The 17196-nt window shown below is 63.5% G+C and carries 14 protein-coding genes; 12 read left to right on the top strand and 2 right to left on the bottom strand.

The features are described 5' to 3' along the window. Positions 1-123 precede the first annotated feature (123 nt). The 10 genes from ASG03_RS17335 to ASG03_RS21190 all read left to right on the top strand — a co-directional run bounded on the left by ASG03_RS17335 (position 124) and on the right by ASG03_RS21190 (position 10469). The gene (locus ASG03_RS17335) at positions 124-2082 is read left to right on the top strand and encodes a hypothetical protein (protein ID WP_062694767.1); all 1959 of its coding nucleotides are present in this window, start codon (positions 124-126) and stop codon (positions 2080-2082) included. Further along, positions 2079-2852 carry a polysaccharide pyruvyl transferase family protein gene (locus tag ASG03_RS17330; protein WP_062694766.1) on the top strand — a complete coding sequence of 258 codons (774 nt, stop codon included), beginning with the start codon at positions 2079-2081 and terminating at the stop codon, positions 2850-2852. Before ASG03_RS17335 ends, ASG03_RS17330 begins: the two co-directional genes overlap by 4 nt. 306 nt (positions 2853-3158) lie before the next feature. Beyond that, entirely contained in the window at positions 3159-4562 is a 1404-nt protein-coding gene (locus tag ASG03_RS17325) for an FAD/NAD(P)-binding protein (RefSeq protein ID WP_244475299.1), read from the top strand. Between the two features lie 177 nt (positions 4563-4739). Further along, entirely contained in the window at positions 4740-6266 is a 1527-nt protein-coding gene (locus tag ASG03_RS17320) for an aldehyde dehydrogenase (NADP(+)) (protein WP_062694762.1), read from the top strand. Between the two features lie 156 nt (positions 6267-6422). Continuing rightward, positions 6423-7181 (top strand): sulfite exporter TauE/SafE family protein, encoded by a 759-nt coding sequence (locus tag ASG03_RS17315; RefSeq protein WP_062695289.1) that lies wholly within the window; start codon positions 6423-6425, stop codon positions 7179-7181. A gap of 64 nt (positions 7182-7245) precedes the next feature. Further along, entirely contained in the window at positions 7246-7854 is a 609-nt protein-coding gene (locus ASG03_RS17310; RefSeq protein ID WP_062694760.1) for a DedA family protein, read from the top strand. Positions 7855-8098: 244 nt separating this feature from the next. Then, a complete protein-coding gene (locus tag ASG03_RS17300; protein ID WP_062474292.1) occupies positions 8099-8599 on the top strand; it encodes a sigma-70 family RNA polymerase sigma factor in 501 nt (166 codons plus the stop codon). Continuing rightward, a complete protein-coding gene (locus ASG03_RS17295) occupies positions 8596-9315 on the top strand; it encodes an anti-sigma factor (protein WP_062694756.1) in 720 nt (239 codons plus the stop codon). Before ASG03_RS17300 ends, ASG03_RS17295 begins: the two co-directional genes overlap by 4 nt. Before the next feature lie 161 nt (positions 9316-9476). Next, positions 9477-10034 carry a fasciclin domain-containing protein gene (locus ASG03_RS17290; RefSeq protein ID WP_062694754.1) on the top strand — a complete coding sequence of 186 codons (558 nt, stop codon included), beginning with the start codon at positions 9477-9479 and terminating at the stop codon, positions 10032-10034. A gap of 288 nt (positions 10035-10322) precedes the next feature. After that, complete coding sequence (locus ASG03_RS21190) at positions 10323-10469, top strand: DUF1127 domain-containing protein (protein WP_082475825.1); 147 nt, start codon at positions 10323-10325, stop codon at positions 10467-10469. 192 nt (positions 10470-10661) lie between these two features. Here ASG03_RS21190 and ASG03_RS17285 read toward each other — a convergent pair whose 3' ends face one another. Further along, a complete protein-coding gene (locus ASG03_RS17285; protein ID WP_062694752.1) occupies positions 10662-11993 on the bottom strand; it encodes a dicarboxylate/amino acid:cation symporter in 1332 nt (443 codons plus the stop codon). Positions 11994-12203: 210 nt separating this feature from the next. Here ASG03_RS17285 and ASG03_RS17280 point away from each other — a divergent pair, with 210 nt between their 5' ends. Then, on the top strand, positions 12204-14051 hold the full coding sequence (locus ASG03_RS17280; protein ID WP_062694750.1) for an ATP-binding protein: 1848 nt from the start codon (positions 12204-12206) through the stop codon (positions 14049-14051). Further along, on the top strand, positions 14048-15397 hold the full coding sequence (locus ASG03_RS17275) for a sigma-54-dependent transcriptional regulator (RefSeq protein ID WP_062694749.1): 1350 nt from the start codon (positions 14048-14050) through the stop codon (positions 15395-15397). Before ASG03_RS17280 ends, ASG03_RS17275 begins: the two co-directional genes overlap by 4 nt. Positions 15398-15443: 46 nt before the next feature. Here the strand turns inward: ASG03_RS17275 and ASG03_RS17270 are convergent, their stop codons facing one another. Beyond that, a complete protein-coding gene (locus ASG03_RS17270; RefSeq protein ID WP_062694747.1) occupies positions 15444-17165 on the bottom strand; it encodes a methyl-accepting chemotaxis protein in 1722 nt (573 codons plus the stop codon). Positions 17166-17196 lie beyond the last annotated feature (31 nt).

Genomic DNA, 17196 nt, shown 5'->3' with positions numbered 1-17196 from the left:
TCAAGCCTCGGAATACGGACGCCAATTCAAGGGTTTTGCTCTGTCAGTTTCTGGCGGACTGTTGTTTTACTGGCCCTTTGTCCATGCTAGACAGACGTCCGACATAGGAGTGTAGGGTTGGGCATGCAAGTTGAGACGTCACCACTTTGGGCTGCGGTCGTCGGCCTTCGCTACGAAGGAAATTCGCGTCTCACACAGCTCATTCGCGACGTGCTCCCCGCCGATATTCCTGTTGTCGCTGAGATGTCTCTCAAGGATATGCAGAAGCAGTCGTCTGCATATCCGCTGGGCGGAGTGTCGACCTCTTCTGACAACATGTTCACCGTCGGGAAGCTGATCGACGCCGGCGAAAAGATACGCATCATTGCCTTTGTTGGGCATCCGGCGGATTTGATGACGGTACGGCATCCGGATATCCCGGATCAGTATCGCTTTTCTTTCGATCACTGCCTTCACCGGGCCGATAACGGTGTCGTAACCTTGAGCGATCTCGGCATTCTGCACATCGCAAGTTATCTGCGCGGCGTGCGCGGCCGGCGTCCCCCCACCCTGACTGTGCGATACGAGGATCTGAACGAGCGTCCGGAAAAGGTCGCAGAGACGTTGCGCGCTTTCCTCGTGGAGGGGCATCCTTGCGAGGATGAGAAGGATATCCCTGTTCCTGATCTCGGCGATCGGACGAAGGAGGATGTGTCCAGGATCGTCCGGCAATTTCGTTTGGCACCCGAGCTGTTCGACGTCGCAAAAGCCTGGGGCTATAGCGATGATCGATCATGGTTCGAGCGTATATCGGCCGGTTCACCCGAAGCCTCGGACGATAAGCCCGGAACGATCGTGGCCTATTTCACCAAGGGCACGCGTTACGAGGGGGAGGCCCATCGGATGATGGCGTCTCTCAGCAAGCTTGGTCTTCCCATTGCCTTGTCGGCAGTCGATGACGCAGGCGGATGGCTCGCCAATGTTCGGCGAAAGCCTCACTTTCTGAAGGCGAGACGAGATCAGCTTGTCGGCCCCTTGTTGTACGTGGACGTGGATGCGGTGGTTCATTCCGATCCCTGGCCGTATCTGCGGGGCTATACAGGTGATATCGCCGTCGCTGGACATCACGGCCGGAATTACATCAGCGGAACGATCCTGATCAACGATAGCGAAGGCGCCAGGGCGTTTCTCGATGAGTGGTGCGCAGATCAGTCATCCAAACCTGGAGCCTGGGACCAGCACAGTCTGCATGATGTCGTCATCGCGAATGCGATGCGGAGCCAGCCATCCTTCAAGGTGGACCATCTGCCGCCGGCAATGTGCATGGTGTTCGACCGTCGTTTCACGCAGCCAGTGACGCCTGTTATCGAGCATTTGCAGGCAAGTCGCGAAGAAAAGAAGGCAGCGGGCGATGCCGAGGTATCGAATGTTCGCCTCGACAGCCGCCTTGCGCGGGTATCCGAGCTCGAGGCTGCGTTGGGTTTGTCGAAGGCCGCCAACGTCGAGGATTTGAAGTCCGCCTATCGCGATCTCAAGGTCGACGATCGCATTGCCCGGACGGCCCAACTGTCCGTTCAGAACCAGAGCGATATCGCGCGATGGGCAGATAAGACGAACCTGTTGTCGCAATGGTCGGGCCGCGCCGAAATCGTGGCCGCCATGATCGATACACCCAATGTCGTCCTGGATCTCGGTTGCGGGGGGATGGACCTGGAACGGCATCTGAAGCCCGGCGTGACGTATCAGCCCTGCGATATCGTGTCGCGAGACGCGAGAACCATTGTTTGCGATCTCAACAAGGGGGAGCTTCCCGACTTTGATGCGTCGATCGTGTCGATGCTGGGCGTGCTCGAGTATATTCACGATCCGAAACAGCTTCTCGAGCGCCTGGCGGCAAAATGGCCGAGGCTTCTCGTCACGTATTATCCCACGGATTTCGATGGTACCCGGGACCGGTCCGCGCACGGCTGGTTCAGCGCTTTGTCTTCTGCCGGCCTCGTATCGGCCGCGCTGGGCGCCGGTTATGATCTTAAGTCAATCGTTCCGAGCAGCGACAGCCGGGAGAGAATCTATCTGTTTCAGAGCAATCGGTGCCCATCATGACCGCAGGCAACATCTACAGGCGAGATCAGACGAATGTCGGCGACTGGTACTGCGCTCCCTCTCGATACTTCGCGTTCCCGGACGCTGAAGGGGATATTCTGCATATCGAGAGCCTCCCCCTCGCGCAGCACGTGATCGTTGGCGGTGGTGGTCTCGTTGCCAAGACCTTTCATCCCCTCATGGAAAAGCTCGCGGCGCGCAAGCCGGAGATCCGCTCTTTGGTTGCGTGGGGAATCGGCGAGTCGGAGAATGTCGACAAGACCGGCAAGATCGTGCATCCCTACGACGGAGCCTATCCTGCGTATCTGAACGAATTTGATCTCGTGGGGGTCAGGGATTTCGGGACGAACTATCGGTGGGTGCCGTGCGTGAGCTGCATGTCCGAGCTCTTCGATCTGGAGTACCCCGTCACAACCGACATATGCGTTTACGAGCATAAACGAATCCCGCTCGGCATCTCGGGTTTCCCGACGATCTCCAACAGCGGCGACGACTTGCAGGCCGTGCTGCGTTTCCTCGGATCGGCTCATCTGGTGATCACCAACTCCTATCATGGCGCCTATTGGGCCACATTGCTCGGGCGGCGCGTGATTGTGATCCCTTCGATGTCAAAGCTTTATCGCTTCGCCCATGCTCCCGTCATCTGCACGGCCACGGAATGGTCGAGGTATGTCGGGGTGACACAGCAATATCCGAATGCCCTCACGGAGAGCAGGGCCGCCAATCTCGCCTTTCATAAGGATGTTCTTGCCTTGCAGGCCATGACCTGACGCATGCGATCAAGCGATGCGCTCGCTTGACGTTGCCGAAAGACAGCTCGGTCCAATTCTGGGCGATTTCGAGATTAATGGCAGATCGGCATGTCCATGCTGTGGTGTCGATGACACCACGGGCAGGGGCCGCCGCATGAGCCACCGGACACGCATCAACAGGCTCGATCCACACAGACCGCAAACTCTCCAGCTATCGTCTATAAAATTACTCGACAAATACCGAGGGGGCATTACCTTCGCTGAACGCCGCCGGTTCGGCCGGCTCGGTCTCGGATGCGGGGCTGCATGTGGGGAGGGCGGGGCTTGGCGTATGATGTGGCGATTGTCGGTTCGGGGTTTTCGGCGACGGCGGTCGGGGTTCACCTGTTGCAATCGCTGCCGGCCTCGGCCAGCATCGCAGTCGTCGGCGACGATCCGGCTTTCGGTCGGGGCACGGCCTATCGCACCGAGTTTCATCTGCACCGGCTGAATGTGCCGGCGGGCCGGATGAGCCTCTTTCCCGACGCGCCGGATCATTTCCTCCAGTGGCTCGAGCAACGGGGGCGCGGCCTGTCACGGGACTATTTCGCATCGCGCGGCGATTATGGACTTTACCTCCGCGACACGCTCGCCTCGCTGCTGCGGGATCGGGCCTCGCGGGCGAGGCTCGATTTCATCAAGGCGAAGGCGACGGGATGCGTCAGCCTGCAGGACGAGGGACTGTCGTTCCAGCTCGCCGACGGCCAGGCGCTGCAGGCGCGGGCGGTGGCGGTCTGCCTCGGCGTCGGCGCAGCCGGTCTGCCGCTTCGCGACGCGCGTATCGCCGACGCCGCCTGGCGGCACATCGTCCGCAATCCCTGGCAGTTGCAATGGCTGTCGAAGGTCAAGCCGGAGGACACGGTCTGTATTCTCGGCTCCGGACTGACGATGATCGATCAGGTGCTCACGCTGCGCGCGCGCGGGCATCGGGGCACCCTTCACGTTCTGTCGCGCCGCGGCCTTGTTCCCCATGCCCATACCCATGCCCATGCCCATGTCCATGGCCGCCAGCACGGCACGCCCGTGGTTCCCGATCTTCCAGGCGATCCGCTGACAGCGAGCGGCATCCTGGCGGCGTTGAGGGCGCAGGTTCGCAAGGGCGCGGACTGGCGCTCGGTGATGGACGGCCTGCGGCCGCGGACGCAGGCGCTCTGGCAGCGACTTCCGGCGGCGGAGCGGTCCCGCTTTCTGCGTCACGGGCTGGCGTGGTGGAACATCCACCGGCATCGCCTCGCTCCCGCCGTGTTCGCACGGTTCGACGCCCTGATCCGCGACGGCCAGGTCAAGGTCCATGCCGGATTCCTGGACGAGATCAGCATGGACGGCGGCCGTCCGTGCCTTGTGTACCGGCCCCGCGGCGGGCAGGGCGTTGCGCAGCTGACGGCCGACTGGGTGATCAACTGCACCGGCATGGAACGCGCCGGTCTCGCGCATTCACCGCTTTTGACCCAAATGGCCGACCAGGGCATCGTCGTTCCCGACGCGCTGGGGCTCGGCCTGCAGGTTGACGGCGGGTCTCGCGCGGTTGGTCGCGACGGCCGCGCGCGAACGGGCCTCTATGCCGTGGGGGCCCTCACGGCGGGTCAGTTTTGGGAGATCACGGCCGTGCCCGATATCCGGGTCCAGGCACAGAATGTCGCAAACGCCATTGCCGCCAGTGTCGCCACGACCATGCCGTCGATCGCCTGACGGTCCGGTCGCGTTGCTTCCGGGTGAAAATCCCGAGCCCTTGTGCGGATATCGGTCCGCCGCGGTTTAAATCATCGTCGCCAGGCCCTATACACACCTCGACACGCGATGATGCGGCCTTGCGCCGCGCGAAGGGTGGCGTCGACGCTGCCGCATGACAGGACGAAGGAAACGAACATGACCCTCACAGGCGAACTTCTGATCGGCGCAACGGCGCGGCGCGGGCAGGGCGGTGCGATCACCGGCACCGACGCGGCGACGGGCGAGGCCTTGCCCACGGTGTTTGCCGGAGCGACGGCCGCCGATGTCGAGGAAGCCGCAGCGCTCGCCTGGGAGGCCTTCGGCCTTTACCGCGAAACGGAACTGGAAGCCCGCGCGGCCTTTCTGGACACCATCGCCCAGAACATCCTCGACATCGGCGACGACCTGATCGCGCGCGCGATGGCCGAATCCGGCCTGCCGCGTGGACGGCTCGAGGGGGAGCGAGGCCGGACGGTCGGCCAGCTGCGGTTGTTTGCCGCCGAAGTGCGTGCCGGCGCGTTCCAGAGCCTGCGCTTCGACGCGCCGGACCCGGAGCGCAAGCCCGTGCCCAAGCCGGACCTGCGCCTGCGCAACATCGCCGTCGGTCCGGTGGCGGTGTTCGGAGCGTCCAACTTTCCGCTCGCCTTCTCTGTCGCCGGTGGAGACACCGCGTCGGCGCTCGCAGCCGGCTGCCCGGTGATCGTCAAGGCGCATTCCGCCCATCCCGGAACATCGGAACTGGTCGGCCGCGCCGTCCAGAAGGCGGTTTCCGATTGCGGACTGCCGGCTGGAACCTTCTCCATGCTGTTCGATGAGGACAGGGCGATCGGACAGGCCCTGGTGGCCGACCATCGCATTCGCGCCGTCGGCTTTACCGGGTCGCGCGCCGGCGGTACGGCGTTGATGAAAATCGCCGCCGAGCGCCCGGTGCCCATCCCGGTCTATGCCGAGATGAGCTCGATCAATCCCGTCATTCTCTTCGAGCACGCGCTCGCGCACCGCGGCGCCGCCATCGGCAAGGCGTTCGCCGGATCGCTGACGCTCGGTGCCGGCCAGTTCTGCACCAATCCGGGCCTGATTCTTGCGGTCGACGGTCCCGGCCTTAATGCCTTCATCGACGCGGCCGGCGAGGCGTTGCGCGCCATCCCCGCGCAGACCATGCTGACGAGCGGGATCTGCAAGGCCTACCTCTCCGGCGTCGCGCGCCTGTCCGGCCATGCCGAGGTGAAGACCCTGGCGCAGGGTTTGGAAGGCACGGCCATGCAGGGCCGGGCGGCCTTGTTCGAGACCAGCGCTAAGGCGTTTCTTGCGCATCACGCACTGCAGGACGAGGTCTTCGGTGCCGCCGGTCTCATCATCCGCTGCGCCGATGCCGGCGAGCTGGAAGCCGTCATCGATGCCATGGAAGGCCAGCTGACGGCGGCGCTCCATATCGATGACGCCGATCATGACGCGGCCCGCAAGCTCCTGCCGAAGCTCGAGCTTCTCGCCGGCCGTCTGCTCGTCAACGGGTTCGGCACCGGCGTCGAGGTGTCGCCGGCCATGGTCCATGGCGGTCCTTACCCGGCAACCTCGGATGGGCGCACGACATCGGTGGGGACGCTTGCGATCTATCGCTTCCTGCGACCGGTCAGCTACCAGGACATGCCGACGGCACTCCTGCCGCGCGCGCTGGCTCGGTAAGCCTTTACTTCTCCACCGCCCATTGAAGGGCGGGCGCCCGAAAGACTTGACGCCGCCCCGCCGATCCTGACAGATCGGCGGACATGCCGTGGCCCGCACATATGTTTCGCCTCCGGCTTTCTCTCGCCCCGAGGCGGCGTGCGCGCCGGCAATCTCATGATCGAACATACGCCGCTGGTGATCGCCATTGCCGTCGCTGCCGCTTTTCTGGTCGGGCTGTCCAAGGGCGGCCTTCCGATGGTGGGCACGATTTCCGTGCCGCTCCTCGCCCTGGTCATCTCGCCGGTCACCGCAGCGGCGCTGCTTCTGCCCATCTATGTCGCCAGCGACATGGTCGGGCTCTATCTCTACCGCAAGGATTTTTCGCGCCGAAACCTTGCGATCCTGACGCCCGCCGCGCTCTTCGGAGTCTTTTTGGGCTGGCTGTTCAGCGCGCATCTCTCGGCCGTGGTGATCGGTGCGCTGGTCGGGCTTGTCGGCGTGCTCTTCTGCCTGAACATCTGGTTCGGTGCGCGCTATCGGACAGTCGCGCGGGACGCCGATGTGCCGCGCGGTCTGTTCTGGGGCATGCTGACGGGCGTGACCAGCTTCGTCTCCCATTCCGGCGCGCCGCCCTATCAGATGTACGTGCTGCCGCAACGGCTGGAGAAGATGACCTTTGCCGGCACCTCCACCATTCTCTTTGCCATCGTGAATGCCGTAAAGATCCTGCCCTATTGGCAACTCCAGCAGTTCGACCACTACGATACGTCGCTGGTTCTCTGGCTGGCGCCAGCGGCCATCATCGGCACCGTTGCCGGCCGACGGCTCACGCTGGTCATCCCAGACGGTCTGTTCTTCCAGATCGTCCAGTTCACATTGCTGCTATTGTCGATCAAGCTTATTGCCGATTACGTGATCACCTTCGTCCCCTAAGCCTCTTCCTTTCGCGCTGCAGCACCATAACATTGGGTCTCGAAACGATGCAGCACGAGGATCCATGGAAGATATCGTTGAAAGCCTGATGCAGACGTTGGGACCCTGGGGCATTGCGCTTCTGATGTTCCTCGAACACATCTTCCCGCCGATCCCGTCGGAACTCATCATGCCGCTTGCCGGCTATCGCGCCTCGCAGGGAGATATGTCGATCGTGACCGTCATCGTCGCCGGCAGCATCGGCTCGCTGCTCGGCGTCATGCCCTGGTATTATGCCGGACGCAAACTCGGCGAAGCGCGGATGAAGCGGCTCGCAGCGCGGCATGGGCGTTGGCTGACCTTGACGGAGGGAGACGTCGATGCCGCAAGCCGGCGCTTTCGCGAGAAGGGCGCAACCGCCATCCTCGTTGGACGGCTCATTCCGACGATCCGAACGCTGATCTCGGTACCGGCCGGTATCGCCCGCATGCCTCTCGCCACCTTCACGATTTTCTCGCTGATCGGGACGGTCGTCTGGACCTCCGGCCTTGCTCTGGCAGGCTACCTGCTCGGCCAGGCCTATGACGTCGTTTCGGCCTATGTCGATCCCGTGTCCACGGCGATCTTCGTGCTGATCGTCCTCATCTACGCCTATCGCGTCGCGACGTTCAAGCCGCTGCGAGGCGAAAGCTGATACCCGGAAACACGACCTGTCGCAGCGGCGGGTCGATGCTGCCGACCGGCTTTCCAAAGCGATGCCTTGTCCATGACTGGACAGCGGCGAAAAGCACGGTATCTTGCGCCGCACTGTCGACGGGCGGCTTGACGGTCTGCTCTTCCTTCGAAGCCACCCGCCTTTGCGTCGGTGCGGCTTCTCCTGTGAGAAAGGCGGCTTCGTGCCAAGTCTTGATATCGCCGGTCTGATCGCAAGGGTCGCTATGGGCGACCGCGCGGCACTGGCGTCCCTTTATTCCGCCGTTTCCCCGAAACTCTTTGCCATCTGCCTGCGTATCCTCAAGGATCGGGCGGATGCCGAGGATGCTCTTCAGGATGTCTTCGTCAAGATCTGGCAACGGGCGGACCGGTATGCGGCGACGGGTATAAACCCCAATGGCTGGCTTGCCGCGATCGCCCGCAACCAGGCGATCGACATGATCCGGTCACGTCGGCCGGCAGCCGATACGATCGGCGAGGAGGGACTGGAGATCGTCGACGGCAGTCCCGATCCGGAGGCCGTTTCGATCGGCCTCGGCGAAGGGCGGCGGATCGACCGCTGCATGGGCGAACTTCCGCCGGAACGGGCCGATGCCGTCCGGAACGCCTATGTGGAGGGATTGAGTTATCAGGAACTGGCGGAACGCTATGACGTGCCGCTGAATACGATGCGAACCTGGCTGCGCCGCAGCCTCCTGAAGCTGAAAGAGTGCCTGGAGCGATGAGCGAAACCGATGACAGCGACAGAGACCGCTCCCGCGACGAAGTGCTTGCCGCCGAGTATGCCGTGGGCGTGCTGTCCTTGGCCGACCGGAAACGGTTGGAAGCGCGGATCGAACACGAACCGGCTTTCGCCCGGCTCGTTGCGCAATGGGAAGACCGCCTCAGTCCACTGGAGCCGCCGGACGAAGAAATGCCGCCTCGATCGGTCTATCCGAAGATCGAGGCCCGTCTCTTTGCCCCATCTGCCGGTATGGCGCGCTCGGGCTGGTGGCACTCCGTGGCGGTCTGGCGGGGCGTCGCCTTCGTGTCGATGGCCGCTGTCGTGGTCCTGCTTGGCTTGCAGCAAGGCTTGATGGACACGAAGCCGTCGCCTGTCTCCGCCCCGCTCGTGGCGGCCATGAAGGGCGAGGGTTCGCCGCTGGCATTGCTGGCCTCCTATGATGCCGCGAGCGGTCGCCTGGCCGTCACGCCCGTTGCTGCCGATGTCGGTCAGCCGCGCTCTCTGGAGCTGTGGCTGGTCCCCGGCGGGGATGCCGCCCCCGTCGCCCTCGGCGTCTTGCCGCAGGACGGGCAGGGCGTGATCGAAATCGCCCCGGCGCATCGTGCGAGCCTTGGCGACGGAATCACGCTTGCTGTCAGCGTCGAGCCGCCCGGCGGGTCGCCGACGGGTCTTCCCACCGGTCCTGTGATCGCCGCGGGACAGGCTCGTCATCCCTGAGCGCGATCTTATCAATCTTTCGTAAATTATTTCGGCCGGATCGCGATCCGGCCGAAACTGTTTCGGGACGGGCCTCGTATCTCCTGTGTCACCCGAGACGTGACGCCCTGAAAGGCGCTATCGCGCCGGGCCGAGAACCGAACAGGAAGAGGAACCATTCAATGTTGACATCCGCACTCCGTACCATCGCCCTTGCGACACTCGTTTCCGCCACCGCCGTTTCCGCCTATGCCGCCAATCCGAAGGTCGGCGGCGCTGCCATGTACGAAGACAAGAACATCGTCGAGAATGCTGTGAACTCCAAGGATCACACGACCCTGGTTGCTGCCGTCAAGGCTGCAGGCCTGGTCGAGACCCTGCAGGGCAAGGGCCCGTTCACGGTCTTCGCGCCGACCAACGAAGCCTTCGCAGCTCTTCCGAAGGGCACTGTCGAAACGCTGCTGAAGCCTGAGAATAAGGCCCAGCTCACCAAGGTCCTGACCTGCCACGTCGTGGCCGCCGACGCGATGTCGAAGGCGATCGCGAAGATGATCAAGGATGACGGCGGCGAGCACGACGTGAAGACGGTCGGCGGCTGCGTGCTGAAGGCCAAGGAAAAGGGCGGCAAGATCACGCTCACCGACGAAACCGGCGGCGTAGCGCATGTCACGATTGCCGACGTGAAGCAGTCGAACGGCGTCATTCACGTCATCGACAAGGTGCTTCTGCCGAAGATGTAAGTTCAGCCGAAACATGACGGCGAAAGCCGGCCGTTCCGAAAGGGGCGGCCGGTTTTTTCTTTTCCAAGAACCGCGTTCGGCCTGGCGGTCCTACCGTGTTTTGCGCAGCGCGACCTGAAGGACGACGGAGAGGCGTGCGACCGGTGCATGGGTGGTGTGAGGTCTTCACGCTGGTTGGTCGTGGCGTCGAGGGGTATAAAACGGTCATCGAACACCGACGAGGCTCACCGTCCCGGAGACATCCGGACCGGTCGAAAAAGCCCTCGAAAACCTTGGAAAGGGAACATCATGAACGTCGCTCGCTCCTTCACCACGTGGCGCAAGTATCGCCAGACGGTCAACGAACTCGGCCGCATGTCCACCCGCGAACTGAACGACCTCGGTATCGCCCGGAGCGACATCCGCACGGTTGCCCGCTCCGCCGCTGCGCTCTGATCCTGTTGAATGACGGCCGCCGTCCCCTGCGGGATGGCTCCCCAAAACGCCCGCGCCGTGTCGCGGGCGTTTCGCGTTTCTGCTGACAGTTCAAACGAGAACCCCCGCCTGTGGCGGGGGCTGGCCTTGGGAGGCATTTCGTGGAGAGCCCGTCTGCACCGGAGCGCGGACGGGCACCTTGCAGGCTGGCGGTTATGCCGCAGCCGGGAGGGCCGGCGCCGGTTCGGCAAGCGGAGGCGCGTTGCCAGCCAAAGCTGCCGCCAGCTGATCGGTATCCAGCTCGTTTTCCCAGCGGGCGACGACAACGGTTGCGACCGCGTTGCCGATGAAGTTGGTGAGCGCGCGGCATTCCGACATGAAGCGGTCGATGCCGAGGATCAGTGCCATGCCGGCAACGGGCACCGACGGCACGACCGAGAGCGTGGCGGCGAGGGTGATGAAGCCTGCGCCCGTGATGCCAGCGGCACCCTTGGACGACAGCATGGCGACAAGCAGCAGCAGTATCTGATCGCCGTAGCCAAGCGGTGTGTCCGTCGCCTGGGCAATGAACAGCGCGGCAAGCGTCATGTAGATGTTGGTGCCGTCGAGGTTGAAGGAATAGCCCGTGGGAATGACAAGGCCGACGACGGAGCGCTTGCAGCCGGCCCGTTCCATCTTCGCCATCAGCCCGGGAAGCGCAGCTTCCGAAGAGGACGTCCCGAGGACGAGCAGCAGTTCCTCCTTGAGGTAGCGGATGAGGGCCACGATGGAGAAGCCGTTGTAGCGCGCGACAGCCCCGAGGACGAGGAAGACGAAGATCGCGGACGTCAGGTAGAAGGTGCCGATCAGGAAGGCGAGGTTGGCAATCGAACCGATGCCGTACTTGCCGATGGTGAACGCCATGGCGCCGAAAGCGCCGATCGGGGCAGCCTTCATGAGAATGGCCACGAGGCGGAACATGGGGGCGGTGACGGCATTCAGGAACTCCGTGACCGGGCGTCCCTTCTCGCCGACCATGCCGAGTGCGATGCCGAACAGCACCGAGAAGAACAGGACCTGCAGGATGTCGCCATCGGCGAATGCGCCGACGATCGTCTGCGGGATGATGTTCATGAGGAAGCCGACGATGCTCGCCTCATGCGCCTTCGCCGTATAAGTCTCGACCGCCGTCGCGTCGAGCGAAGCCGCTGTGATGTGCATGCCGGCGCCGGGCTGGACCACATTGGCAACGACGAGACCAACGGCCAGCGCCAGGGTCGAGAACGTCAGGAAGTACAGCATCGCTTTGCCTGCGACACGGCCGACCTTCTTCAGGTCCGACATGCCGGCGATTCCGGTGGTGACGGTGAGGAAGATCACCGGCGCAATGATCATCTTCACGAGCTTGATGAAGGCGTCGCCGAGCGGTTTCAGCTGGGTCCCGAGTTGCGGGTAGAAGTGGCCCAGCAGGATGCCCGCGATGATCGCGGTCAGGACCTGAAAATAGAGGTGCCGGTAAAAGGGCAGCTTGGCCTGCGGCTCCATGGGTTCGGGCATCGCGTGCATGTCGTTCCTCCTTGCGTCCCCCGCCAACAGGCTCTCCCGGGACTGTTCCTACTCGGGAGGATAATTGCAAAGCATGTGCCAGTTTTCACGTCTCCCTTAAGCATCTGATATAAAACGATTATTTTTCCCGTCGATTTCCTGATGAGCAAGGGAGTGCGGAATTCCGCACAGGCCTGTTTGCGATATGTCCGAGTTTATGCACAATGGGTCATGTCGCATTCCCCGCAACCGTTGCGCTCCCGTCGGCTGGACCGCTTCCTTCCATGGATCGTTCTGGGAGCCTTTGTACTCGCGGGGCTGGCTGTGGTCATGGCGGCCGGGTCGCATTTCGGCAGGCAGGAGGCGCTTCGCAGTCTGGAGGCCCAGGCCCGCACCGATACCAATCTGAAGGTTGCACATTTGCGGGCGGTCCTCGAGCGCCCGCGCGCGCTTCCCATGCTCCTTGCCCGGGATGGTCAGCTGGCGGAAACGCTGGAGCGCCCAGATCCGGACCGAAGCCTCCGTCTGGACCGCAAGCTGGAAGAGATCGTCGCGGATACGAGTGCCGCCGTGATCTACGTGATCGGTCGAGACGGAATTGCGATCGCATCCAGCAACTGGCAGGAGCCGACGAGCTTTGTCGGCAACGACTACACGTTCCGCGAATATTTCACCAAGGCCATCACGGCGGGAACGGCGGAGCATTTCGCGCTCGGGTCGGTCAGCAAGCGGCCGGGACTCTATATTTCGCGGCGGATCGATGGCCCGGCGGGGCCGCTTGGCGTGGTGGTTGCCAAGATGGAGTTCGATCAGATCGAGGCTGACTGGCGGACGGCCGGCCGTGCGACCGTGGTGACGGATCGGAATGGCGTCGTGCTGATGACCAGCATTGCCTCCTGGCGGTTCATGGCGATGACGCCGATCGCCTCCGATCGCCTCGCGGCCATCCGCGCCAGCCTTCAGTTCGGCGATGCGCCGCTGACGCCGGTTCCGATGACGGTTCTCGAGACGGTGGCGCCTGGCGTCGAACGGGTGCGCGCCGTTCTTCCCGGGGAGCGTCAGCGCGATTTTCTGCGCCTGACCGTTGCCGTGCCGTCGACAGAATGGACGATCGGCTATCTCACGGAGACGGACGCCGCCGTCGCTGCAGCTGTCCAGAGCAAACGCCTGCTGGGCCTTGCCATCGTCGTGCCCCTTGCCGCCCTGGCCGCCGTGCTCACGGCCCGCCGCCAGCGCGCGATCGACCGGCTGGCGCAGGAACACGCCGCACGCGAAGAGCTGGAGCGCCGCGTGCGGGAACGCACGGAGGCCCTGACATCGGCCCGCGACCGGCTCGAGAGCGAGATTGCGGGTCACCGTGCGACGGAGACGAAGCTTCAGGGCGTGCAACAGGAGCTCGTGCATGCCAACAGGCTGGCGATCCTCGGGCAGGTGGCCGCAGGCGTGGCGCATGAGATCAATCAGCCGCTCGCCACCATTCGCGCCTATGCCGACAATGCCCGCGTCTTCCTGACCCGTGCACAGCCGGGTCCCGTGGACGAGAATCTCGAGAGCATTGCCGCGCTGACAGACCGTATCGGCAGCATCACCGATGAATTGAAGACGTTTTCGCGCAAGGGCCGTGCTCCGGCGGGGCCGGTCTCGGTCCGGGCCATGCTGGAAAGTGCCGTCATGTTGCTGAAGAGCCGGTTCGCCGGACGCCTCGATGCGCTTGAGATCGCTTGGCCGGAGGAGACGCTGCTTGTCCTCGGCGACCGTGTCCGGCTGGAGCAGGTGCTCATCAACCTGCTGCAAAATGCGCTCGAGGCTCTGTCCGGCCGTCCCGATGCCCGGGTGGATGTCGTGATCGCGGTGGCCGGCGACGATGTCGCCCTGCATGTCCGCGACAATGGTCCCGGCATTCCGAGCGCGATCATGAAAGCGCTGTTCACGCCGTTCAATACGTCAAAAGAGCAGGGCCTCGGGCTCGGGCTGGTGATCTCGCGCGATATTCTGGCCGACTACGGCGGAACCATCGCCGTGGAGAGTTCGGATGCCGGAGCACATTTCATCATCCATTTGAAAAGGGCGACGGCATGAGCGACCTTCATGTGCTCCTGGTCGATGACGATCCCGATCTTCTGAAAGCGACACGGCAGACGCTGGACCTCGCAGGCTTCACCGTTCAGGCCGTAGCGTCCGCACGCGAGGCGCTTACAGGCCTCGACCGGCGCTTTGCGGGCGTCGTGGTCACGGATATCCGCATGCCGCAGACCGACGGCCTCGAGCTGTTCGACCGTATCCGCCGCATCGACCCTGACATTCCCGTCATCCTGATGACGGGGCACGGGGATATCCCGATGGCGGTCAAGGCGATCCGGGACGGGGCCTATGATTTTCTGCCGAAGCCCTTTCCGACGGACCGACTGGTGCAAGGGGTTTTGCATGCGGGAGAAAAACGCCGTCTGGTCCTGGAGAACCGTGCGCTGCGCGAGGCTGCGGACGACGCGCGCGATGACGGTCTCTTGATCGGGCAGACCCCGGCGATGGAGCGACTGCGCGAGACCATCCGCCAGATCGCCGATACGGATGTCGACGTGCTGATGACGGGCGAGACGGGAAGCGGCAAGGAGGTCGTGGCCACGCTGTTGCACCGGTGGAGCCGGCGGGTGAAGGGAAACTTCGTTGCGTTGAATTGCGGCGCGCTTCCGGAGCAGGTGATCGAGAGCGAACTCTTCGGTCACGAACCGGGCGCCTTCACCGGCGCGCAGAAGAAGCGGGTAGGGCGGATCGAGCATTCGAGCGGGGGCACCCTGTTTCTCGACGAGATCGAGAGCATGGCACCGGCGACGCAGGTACAGATGCTGCGCGTGCTGGAAATGCGCGAGGTCACGCCGCTCGGGACGAACGAGGTGCGACCGGTCGATCTGCGCGTGGTGGCGGCGACGAAGGTGGACCTGGGCGACCCGCGCGCGCGGGGCGATTTCCGCGAGGATCTCTACTACCGGCTCAATGTGGTCACGCTTTCGATCCCGCCGTTGCGCGAGCGCCGGGACGATATTCCGTTGTTGTTTGCGACCTTCGCCGCCCGTGCCGCCTCTCGCTTCAAGCGCGACGTTCCCGTCATGAGCGATCCCGTCCGGCGTTACTTGGTCGAGCATGACTGGCCTGGCAACGTGCGCGAGCTGGCCCACTTCGCCGAGCGCACCGTGCTCGGGTTTTCGCCCGACGGGCCGTCCGGAAAGACCCTTGACGTGATCGATGCGGGAACCGGCACGCTGCCCCAGCGCATGGACCGCATCGAGGCGGAGGTCATCCGCGCGGCACTGCGCGAGGCCGAGGGCGACGTGCAGCGCACCGTGGAGGCGCTCGGCATCCCCCGCAAGACCTTCTACGACAAGCTGCAACGGCACGGGATCGTGCGAAGCGATTTTGCCGTCAAGTAAGCAGGGTATGCCGAGACGCAATGTCGAGGGCTGATTGCGCGACGTTTCAGGCGCTCTTGCGCAGTCCTCGCTCCGCCTGTCTTTCGTGGCGGGGCTCGGGCCGGGTGGCACCGGGATCCCGAGCCGTCGTGCGGCGGTTCAGCTGGAAGCGGCACACGAGATCGGCAAGCACGGCCGCGCCTTGCGCGAGCGTGTGGCTAAGCTCTGTCGTCCGCGCGACCATCGCCGCGTTCTCCTCGGTCATCCTGTCGAGATTGTGGACGGCGGCGCTGATCTCTCCGAGACCGGTGGTCTGCTCGGAGGTCGCGGCGGCGATCGCATCGATGTTTTCATTGATCGCGGCGACGAAGACCTCGATCTCCGTCAGGGCCCGCCCGGTATCGCCGACGAGGCGAACGCCTTCCACGACTTCGTTGGATGCATTCGAGATCAGACCCTTGATCTCCTTTGCGGCGCGGGCCGAGCGTTGGGCCAGTTCGCGGACCTCCTGCGCCACGACGGCAAATCCGCGGCCGGCTTCCCCGGCCCGGGCTGCCTCGACCCCGGCATTGAGCGCCAGCAGGTTGGTTTGAAACGCGATTTCGTCGATGACGCCGATGATATGACCAATCGAGGCCGAGGCGGTTTCGATGCGCTGCATCGCCGCCACGGTGTCGCCGACCACCGTGGCCGAATGTCCAGCCTGCTCCTTTGCCTGCTTTACGAGACTGCGCGTGTCCTGCACGCGCTCGTTCGACTGCCGGACCGTGACCGTGATCTGCTTCAAAGCGGATGATGTCTCTTCGAGCGCGGTTGCCTGCTCTCTGGTCCGCTCGGCCAGGACGTCCGACGCTTCGCGCATCGTATGGCTGTGGCCGTTGAGGTTCTCCGTCTGACCCAGCACATCGACAAGGGTTTGCTGGAAGCCGCCGATCGACAGGTTGAAGTCGTTGCGCAACTGTTCGAATTCCCGGATGAAGGGCCGGTCGAGCGTCTGGCGGATATTGGCCTGCGCCAGGCGGCCGAGGCCGGCACCCAGTTCCTCGATCGCGCGAACCCGCTCCGTCATGTCGGTCGCAAACTTCACGACCTTCATCACGCGACCGGATTCATCAACGATCGGATTGTAGGTCGCCTGGATATGCACGCGCCGGCCGCCCTTGCCGATGCGCAAGAACTGGTCGGTTACGAAGGTGCCACTGCCCAATTGCTTCCAGAACGTCCTGTAGGCTGTGGACTCGACATGGGCCGGCTCGCAGAAGATCGCATGGTGCTGACCGACGATCTCCTCCAGCTCGTATCCGAGAACCGAGAGGAAGTTCTCGTTCGCGGTCACGATCCGGCCATCGGGCGTAAATTCGATGATCGCCTGGGCGCGTGACAGGGCGTCGAGCTTGCCCTTGTCACTCAGGCTGTCGATCTTCGACTGGGTGATGTCGGTCGCAAACTTCACGACCTTGACCGGACGATTTCCCTTGAAGACCGGATTGTAGGACGCTTCGATCCAGACCTCCCGGCCGCCTTTCCCGAGACGCTTGTACTGCGCCTGCTGAAATTGGCCTTTTGCCAGTTCCTTCCAGAACGCGGCATAGGATGGCGCGCGGGATTCTTCCGGCAGGACAAACATGCTGTGGTGCTGACCGACGATATCGTCACGATCGTACCCCATGGTACGGCAAAAATTGTCATTCGCCTTGAGAATTTTTCCCGAGAGATCGAATTCGATGATCGCTTGTGATTGGTGGAGCGCGTGCAGGACTGCGCCGTCGGACGTGGAGAAAATCGACATTCGGCTGGGATCGCTTTTGAGAGGAGAACGG

The sequence above is a fragment of the Rhizobium sp. Leaf341 genome (assembly GCF_001424325.1).
GTDB lineage: Bacteria > Pseudomonadota > Alphaproteobacteria > Rhizobiales > Rhizobiaceae > Ferranicluibacter.
This window is presented reverse-complemented; position numbering and strand designations above follow the sequence as displayed.